The 7,689-nt window shown below is 61.3% G+C and carries 8 protein-coding genes and 1 riboswitch; all 8 genes read right to left on the bottom strand.

Annotation, left to right across the window (positions count from 1 at the left end):
- Positions 1-32: 32 nt before the first annotated feature.
- Complete coding sequence (locus tag A6M21_RS15285) at positions 33-974, bottom strand: FliH/SctL family protein (protein WP_151191974.1); 942 nt, start codon at positions 972-974, stop codon at positions 33-35.
- Positions 958-1,956, bottom strand: a complete 999-nt coding sequence (fliG, locus tag A6M21_RS15290) for a flagellar motor switch protein FliG (RefSeq protein WP_066670630.1) — start codon at positions 1,954-1,956, stop codon at positions 958-960. The genes A6M21_RS15285 and fliG overlap by 17 nt, the downstream gene beginning before the upstream one ends.
- Before the next feature lie 7 nt (positions 1,957-1,963).
- Entirely contained in the window at positions 1,964-3,481 is a 1,518-nt protein-coding gene (gene fliF, locus A6M21_RS15295; RefSeq protein ID WP_066670632.1) for a flagellar basal-body MS-ring/collar protein FliF, read from the bottom strand.
- Positions 3,482-3,665: 184 nt separating this feature from the next.
- Positions 3,666-4,025, bottom strand: coding sequence for a flagellar hook-basal body complex protein FliE (gene fliE / locus A6M21_RS15300; RefSeq protein WP_151191975.1), 360 nt, complete (start codon positions 4,023-4,025; stop codon positions 3,666-3,668).
- A gap of 15 nt (positions 4,026-4,040) precedes the next feature.
- Complete coding sequence (gene flgC, locus A6M21_RS15305) at positions 4,041-4,484, bottom strand: flagellar basal body rod protein FlgC (protein WP_066670635.1); 444 nt, start codon at positions 4,482-4,484, stop codon at positions 4,041-4,043.
- Positions 4,485-4,490: 6 nt separating this feature from the next.
- Entirely contained in the window at positions 4,491-4,898 is a 408-nt protein-coding gene (gene flgB, locus A6M21_RS15310; RefSeq protein WP_242868872.1) for a flagellar basal body rod protein FlgB, read from the bottom strand.
- Between the two features lie 187 nt (positions 4,899-5,085).
- A riboswitch (cyclic di-GMP riboswitch) is annotated at positions 5,086-5,173 on the bottom strand.
- 524 nt (positions 5,174-5,697) lie between these two features.
- The gene (locus tag A6M21_RS19320) at positions 5,698-6,840 is read right to left on the bottom strand and encodes a methyl-accepting chemotaxis protein (RefSeq protein WP_078060767.1); all 1,143 of its coding nucleotides are present in this window, start codon (positions 6,838-6,840) and stop codon (positions 5,698-5,700) included.
- A 3-nt stretch (positions 6,841-6,843) separates the two neighbouring features.
- Positions 6,844-7,470, bottom strand: a complete 627-nt coding sequence (locus tag A6M21_RS15320) for an HD-GYP domain-containing protein (protein ID WP_066670638.1) — start codon at positions 7,468-7,470, stop codon at positions 6,844-6,846.
- Positions 7,471-7,689 lie beyond the last annotated feature (219 nt).

Consider the following 7,689-nt stretch of genomic DNA (forward strand, 5'->3'; position numbering starts at 1 on the left):
CAGTTTGCGTCTTCGCCCGGCGCCCGGCCGGCTCAAAAACCCACCGCGGCCGCGCCGGTTATGCCACCGTTTTCACCGTCATCCGCCATGTCCGGCCGCCTGCCGCCGCCCGTCTCTTCCGCCGGCTCGCGCAGCGCATGGGTCAGCGCCTGCCAGCGGGCGGCCAGGGAGGTTTCCACCTGCCCGTCGCCGGTGGCCACCCGGCAGCCGCCGGCGGCCACGGCTTCGTCGGCAATCACCTGCAGCGCCGCCCCGGGCGGCAGGCCGCGCGTCAACTCCGCCCGGTGCGCCTGCACCATTGCTTCATCGGCCGGGTTGACGTAAAGCACGGCCTGCTCCCGCACCCGCGCCGCCTCCAGCGCTTCTTTGACAATGGCCAGCACCGTGGCCGGTTCCGCGGTCAACTGGGCGGCCACGATGCGCCCGGCCATTTCCAGGGCCAGCGTCACCAGTTCATCTTCCAGGCCGGCCAGCGTGCTCCGGCGGATTTCCTCCGCCTGTTCCAGTACGGCGCGGGCCTGCCGGCGCAGTGCCTGCGCTTCGGCCGCCGCCTCTTCCAGCGCCGCCCGGCGGCCCTCCCGCCGTCCTTCCGCATAGCCGTCACGGCGGGCCTCCTCCCGGATCACGGCCGCCTCCGCCGCCGCCTCGTCCCGCGCCCTCGCCAGCAGCGCCGCCGCCTCCGCCCGGGCGGCGGCAAGGATTTCCGCCGCCTCGTCCCGCGCCAGGGCCGGCGCTTCCGGACCGTCCGGGCCGTCCGCACCGTCCGGCAGTGTGTCCAACCCGGCGCCGGCCGTTGGGCCGCCACAGCCGTGTCTGTGTCCGTTTCCATTGCCGTTGCTGCCGCCTTTCCCGTTGCCGTTGCCTTGCCCCGGTGTTTCAACGGTCAAAACGGGAAAAGCATAACGCGGTACCAGGAAATACGTATCCGTTCCACCCGGGTCGGTCCCGCGGATGATCCTACACAATGATGGCATCTTCTCCACCCCGCGCGATTATTATTTCCCCGGTTTCGTCCAGCCGGCGGATGATCTGCACGATGCGCTGCTGGGCGTCTTCCACGTCCCGCAGGCGCACCGGGCCCATGAACTGGATTTCCTCCCGCAGCATGTCGGCGGCACGCTTGGACATGTTCTTGAAGATACGCTCGTTGACTTCTTCGTTGGCCCCGCGCATGGCCCGGGCCAGGTCTTTGGAGTCCACTTCCCGCAGCACCCGCTGGATGGCGGTGTCGTGCAGCTTGATGATGTCCTCGAAAACAAACATCAGCTTGCGCACTTCGTCGGCCAGATCCGGATCGGATGTCTCCAGTTCCTCCAGAATGGTTTTTTCCGTGCTGCGGTCCACCCGGTTCAGAATGTTCACCAGCGTTTTCAGACCGCCCACCGTCTGATCTTCCTGCACCACCATGGACAGTTTGCGCTCCAGCACGCTTTCCACTTCCTTGACCACTTCGGGCGAAACGCGGTCGGTCACCGCCACCCGGCGGGCGATATCGCTCTGCTTTTCCGGCGGCAGCGCGGAGAGGATGAGCGCCGCCTGCTCGGGCACCAGGTGGGTGATGATCAAAGCAATTGTCTGCGGGTGCTCGTCCCGGATGAAGTTGAGCAGGTGCCGGGCGTCGGTGCGCCGCAGGCTGCTGAAAGGCACGTTCTGAATGGCCACCGACACCTTGTTCAGTATTTCCTCGGCCCGCTGCGGACCGACCGCCTTTTCCAGCACTTCCCGGGCATATTTGTAGCCGCCGTGCATCAGGTAGTCACGGGCCTGGGAGAGTTCCATGAACTCTTCCAGCACCGCGGCCTGCGTTTCCTTGGGCACGTTTTCGAGTATGGATATCTGCTGGGTGAGCATTTCGATATCGTCGTCGGGAAAATGCTTCAGTATTTTCGCCGACAGATCAGCGCCCAGCGTGATTAAAAGCACGGCCGCCTTCTGCACGCCGCTCAACTTGGCCACCGCTCATCTACTCCTTTAACCATAGCTTCAACACTTCGGCCACCTGGGCCGGTTTATCCCGCGCCAGATCGCGCACCTGCTGCCGGCGCGTCGGCTGCGCCGGGACAGGCGGCACAGGGGCGCCTTCGGCGTAGGCTCCGGCCGCTTCCGGCATCATTTCTTCCGCCGCCGCTTTCGCCCGCCGGCGGCGGATGAGGAGCAGGGCCAAAACCAGTCCGAGCAGCACCACGCCGGCGCCGGCCAGCAGCGGCCAGTGTTTGAGCAGGGCGGCCGGTGTGAACGGCGGCGCCTGCGGCGTCACAGGCTGCTGATTGAGATTGAAAGGCATGGCCGAAACATTGATCTGGTCGCCGCGGTTGGGCTGCAGGCCCACCGCCGCGGCCACCATGCTCTGGATCTGCTGCAGCTGCGGCGCGCTGTAATTGCCGTTGACCACCACCGCCACCGAAAGCCGGCGCAGGTTGCCGGGGGCGGGTACCAATGTCTGCTCCTGCTTGCCCACGTCATAATTGGTGGTGGTCTGGCGCTTGTTGTAGGTGGAATTACCGCCGGTCAGCGCCGGAATGGTGCCGCCCGGCTGGCTGGAATTGGTTCCCGGCGCGCCGCCCGCCCCTGTGCCGGAGCCGCTCTCGGTGACGTTTTGCTCGCTCAACTTCTGTCCGGGGTTGGGATAGGTGATGCTGGTAGTCTTGCTCTGGTCGAAGTTCAGGCTGGCCGTAACCATGGCCACCGCCTGCCCCTGGCCGAGCACCGGGGTGAGCAGCTGCTGGATGCGGCTCTCCAGCTGCTTTTCGTATGTACGCTGCATCTGGTACTGGTCCATGGACAGCCGGGTCAATTTCAGCTGCGCGTCGGACTGGGCCAGATTGTCCGTCAAAACCTCGCCCGCCGTATCCACAATATGTACGTTTTCCGGCTTCATCCCCTGCACGGCGCCGGTGACCAGGTCCACCACACCCTGCACTTCTTCCGGTTTGAGTTTGGCCAGCGGTTTCAGCTGCAGCAGGATTGATGCGGACGGCTGCACCTGGTTGTCCAGAAATACGCTGTCTTTGGGCAGCACCAGGTGTACGCGGGAACCCTGCACCTCGCTCATGCTGTTGATAGTACGCTGCAGTTCGTCCTGCAGCGCCCGCTGATACTCCACCTGAAACTGAGCGTCGGTCATGCCGAAATTTTGCTTGTCGAAAATGGAGAAACCGGGGCCGGCATCGGCCAGCACCCCTTTGCTGGCCAGCTGGATGCGGGTGTCATAAACCTGCCCGGCCGGGACGGCGATGGTTTTGCCCTGATCCTCCACCCGGTAGGAAACTTTCATCGTCTGCAGGGCGTTGGCGATGTTCCCCGCCTCCCGCGGGTCCAGGTTGGTAAAGAGCGGCGCGTAAACCGGCCTGGTCACCAGCACCGTCAGTAGAATCACCGCGGCCAGCAGGCCGGCGGCGGCCAGCGAAAACAAAATCTGGCGGTTGCGGGGCAGGGACTGCCAGCGTTCTTTCAGTTTGGCCAGCATCTGGTTATAATTCATCCGGTACTACATCTCCTGACGGCGCCGGCAGGGTTGCTGCCGCCGGCGGCCGGCTGTAATAAACTCGCCTGAAAAAGCATCTATGACGCCGGCGCTGGATACTCCGCCGGCGCCGGCCGGCTGTAATCAATTTGCCTTGAAAAACTGTTTGCGCCCGGCTGTACCGCATCAGCCGGCGCCCGGACTAGACCTGCATGCGGGAAATTTCCTGATAGGCTTCCACCATTTTGTTGCGCACTTGTACGGCCAGATCCATCATGATGCGCGCTTCTTCCATGGCGACGGTAACCTGGTGGATATCCTGCAGGCGGCCGGTGAAAAACTCTTCCGCCGTGCGGTCGGCCCGCACCTGGGAGCCATTCACCTGTTCCAGCGCCTGATTGAGCATGTCGCCGAAAGAGGGGGCGTTCGCCCCGGATACGTTGGCGGCACTGAAAGACTGGGCGGACGCTGTTGCCTGCATCAAAGCGTTCGTTCCTCCGGCAGCGGTGGTTTGCGCGCCGGTGGTGATCATCATCAGCGGCGGCAACGGCGCAATGGCCATAGCTATCACTCCATTCTATCCCTGGCCGATCGCCAGACCCTTCAAAGCCATGTCCTTGGCGGCGTTCAAAGTGGTCACACCGGCTTCGTAAGCCCGGCTGGCGGCGATCATGTTCACCATTTCGTTGGTGATGTTGATGTCCGGGTAGGCCACATAGCCTGTTTGCGGGTTGGCGAGAGGATTGCGCGGATCGTAGACCATCCGGGGAGGGGCGGGATCGGCCACCACGGCGGCCACATCCACGCCGGCGGCGGAAAGGCCGCGGCCGGGCAGGGCGTCCGCCGCCTGGCGCAGTTTTTCAACAAAAACAGGCGCTTCACGCCGGTAAACGGGCGCGGCGGGGTCGCCGGGACGGCCGGCGGTGTGCATGTTGGCGATATTGTTCGAAATAATATCCAACCAGAGCCTCTGAGCAGTCAAGCCCGAGGCGCTTATGCCGAATGATTCAAATAAGGGCACGGCTGGTTATCCCCCTTTGATTACGTAATCAAGCAACGCCAGCCGGTCGCCCAGCGCCCGGGCGGCGGCCTGGTAAGTCAGCGTATTGGCGGCCAGGTTGACCATTTCCTGATCAATGTCCACGTTGTTTGCGTTGTAACCCATGGTGGTATCCTCCTCCTTGACCACCATGGGTTCCACCCGGGCCAATGGCAGCGGCGCTTCAATCTGCCGCGGGTTGTCCGTCTTCAGCGGCAGGGCGTCCTCCCCCAGAGCCCGCCGCAGTTCCTCCGTAAATGCCACCCGCGATTTCTTGAAACCCGGTGTATTGATATTGGCCACGTTGTTGGCAATCACCCGCTGCGTCAGCGCCGACGCGTCCAGCTGCTTTTGCAGTGTCATGATGATCGTACTGCCGAAAGGATCCAAAAACACACCCCCACTCCTGTAAGCGGTCCGCCGTATTGCTCCGCCGGCGGCCCGGCCGGCAAAAAGCGCTGTCCGGCGATATAAGTCTCTACTGCCGGTCAACTGGCTGATTGGGCGTCATTTCCCTTCATCCCACCCCCATGTCATATTTTGCCAAAAAATAATCCGGCCCCAAAAGGTCGGAAGAAAGCCTTGTCGCAGCCCGGCTACCTTAGCGGTTACCCACTGTAGGCCCGTGGCTTTGCGTCCCTCCCTTTCGGTGAAGTTTGCCCCTGGACATATTCAGTTGACGATACCGGATGATGAGTTTACCGGTGAGTTTTGCATTAGCGTATGCGTTAATGAGTGTACACGGGTCCGGAACGGCGGCCCGTACTTTCCGTTGCGTTCAGCGGCACCGTGAAAACATGCCGCCGGCCGGCAACCGCACGGGAACCTTTTTTAAACGGCCCGTGCCGCATGGGACTGTGGACGAAATTATTCCCGGACCGTCCGCCTGATTTTTACCCCCGGCCCGTACCTTCCGCCCCCGTTCGGCAGGGTGTCCTTTTTCCCAGCTTTTTTTGGGCTGTTTTCCATTTCCAAATTTATAATTTGCCAGCCTTGCCAAAATTCCTCCTTGATCGGCAAGAAAAAACAAAAAAATAATCAATTTTTAACAATGGAATACCCAAAAATTAACCAAAACTTTCGTATATAATTGATATAAGGAATTATATGGTCAGTCGGAATATGTCCACAGACCCAACGGGACGGGAATATTTACAGTGGGACGGTCGTAAAATGTCACCATGACGTTCCACAATTAATTGAGCAGGTCGCCGGCCTGCTTTTTCAGATCCGTCGCGATTGCCCCCAGTTCGTTGACGGAGGCGCTGATCTCCTGCGCCGAGGCGGCCTGCTGCTGGGTGGCCGCCGCCATCTGCTCGATGGATTGGGTCAGTTCGATGATCGATTGCTGCATTTTCTGCAGTGTCTGCAAAATGTCTTTCACCGACCGCTGGGTCTCCTGGGAAAGTTTGCGGATCTCCCCGGCCACCACATTGAAGCCGCGGCCGGCTTCACCCACCCGGGCCGCTTCGATGGCCGCATTCAATCCCAGCATGTGCGTCTGCTCGGCGATTTCCTGAATCAAGGCAACCACGCCGTCTGTTTTTTTGATTTCCTCCCGGATGCCCTGCGCGTTGTTGTTCAGCGTTTCCGTGGTGGCGGCCAGTTCTTCCGCGGTGGCGGACAGATTGCCGGTGGCCATGGCGATGGCGCCGACCTGGTTTTCCAATTGTTCGGCATCGGCAGTCAGTTTTTCCTGGCGGGTAACGGGCATCGTTGTACCGAACGCCCCTACTGTTTCGCCGGTTTCCGGATCGGTGACCGGATATCCAGTGCCGATGTAAGGAACGCCGTAAACTTCCCCGCCGACCCTGGCCACCGCCCGCCTGCCGGTCTGCAAAGCCCGCGCCGTCATGCTGCCGGCCAGCACCGGGTCTCCCGGACGCAGCTTCAGCTGCACCACCCCGATATTGCAATAGATATATTTTTCACAGTCGGCCAGGTATACACCGGTCTGATCGCCGAGCAATCCCTTGATAAACGGGGCGATCTTGAGCGCGCATGCAATCAGTTCATTCCGCGCGGCGTCTTCCCTGTTATGCGGCGGATCCCCGCCGCGGACGGCATTATTTCCGGCCCCGGACGCATACCCGTTATGGCAGCCGCTGTCGCCCACCGCAGACCTGCACTTGCCGGCCGGCGCCGCGTCAGCGGCTTGCGCGCCCGTTCCGGGGACGCACTCCGTACCGGCCGGCGGAGTTGTTTGCGCGGCAGGCGTGCCGGCAGCGGCAGGATGACGATCGCTATCCGGCAACAGGCAGCCGGCGGTAGATGAATTTCCGGCTGCGGTATTTTCAGCCGTGTGGTTCTTTTTATTTAACAAAGGCAAATTGAACATATTTTATCTCCGGCCTCCCGACAAAAATCCTTCCACCGTTATGTCCATTGTTTTATCCGCACCGATTTCACCCTGCTCCACCAGCCGGCAGAAGGTTTCCACCAGCCGCGGGTCGAACTGGGTGCCGGAACAGCGGCGCATTTCCTGCACCGCCTCTTGCCCGGTCACCGCCGGACGGTATACCCGGCTTGCGGTCATGGCGTCAAAACTGTCGGCAATGGCAATCAGCCGCGCTCCGGGAGGGATTTTCTCCCCGCTCAGTCCTTCCGGATAACCCCTGCCGTCGTAGCGCTCATGGTGGTACAGAACAATACCGCCGATTTCCTTCATGCCCGGAATGGCCGAGACTATTTCGTGGCTCAGCCGGGGGTGTTTTTTTACTTCCTCCCACTCGGCGGCGGTAAGCGGGCCGTGTTTCATCAAACAGTCGCTGCTGACGCCGATTTTGCCGATATCGTGCACCAGCCCGGCCAGATAAATGCGTTCCTGCGCTTTGACACTCATCCCCAACCGCCTGGCCAGCATCAGCGCATATCCGGCCACCCGTCCGGCATGATCCGACGCCGGTTTGAAACCTGCTTCCTGTATCCGGATCAAAACCCTGGCGGCGTGAATTAATGTGGATTTCATACGGCACCTCGAAAAATTGGTTTCAAGAAGCGAACCGGCGGCAAACAGACGGGCAAGCCCGTTTCCCGGTTGATTGCACGGCAACTGAGCAGAGGCGGGGGGCAAGGCGGTGCACGGAGGCGGGAAAACATCGCCGGGTGGATGGATGTATGGAACGAAGAGGGCCTTGTGGCTGGAAATGGACCGCGTGTAAATTTATGTATGTAATAGGATAAATTA

Source organism: Desulfotomaculum copahuensis (assembly GCF_001655685.1).
Taxonomy (GTDB): domain Bacteria; phylum Bacillota; class Desulfotomaculia; order Desulfotomaculales; family Desulfovirgulaceae; genus Desulfotomaculum_G; species Desulfotomaculum_G copahuensis.

Bases quoted from the DNA above. Each gene is read 5' to 3' on its own strand.
- A6M21_RS19320 (WP_078060767.1), bottom strand. From the start codon at position 6,840: ATGTTCAATTTGCCTTTGTTAAATAAAAAGAACCACACGGCTGAAAAT.
- fliE (WP_151191975.1), bottom strand. From the start codon at position 4,025: ATGGCCATTGCGCCGTTGCCGCCGCTGATGATGATCACCACCGGCGCG.
- fliF (WP_066670632.1), bottom strand. From the start codon at position 3,481: ATGAATTATAACCAGATGCTGGCCAAACTGAAAGAACGCTGGCAGTCC.
- A6M21_RS15320 (WP_066670638.1), bottom strand. From the start codon at position 7,470: ATGAAATCCACATTAATTCACGCCGCCAGGGTTTTGATCCGGATACAG.
- A6M21_RS15285 (WP_151191974.1), bottom strand. From the start codon at position 974: ATGCCATCATTGTGTAGGATCATCCGCGGGACCGACCCGGGTGGAACG.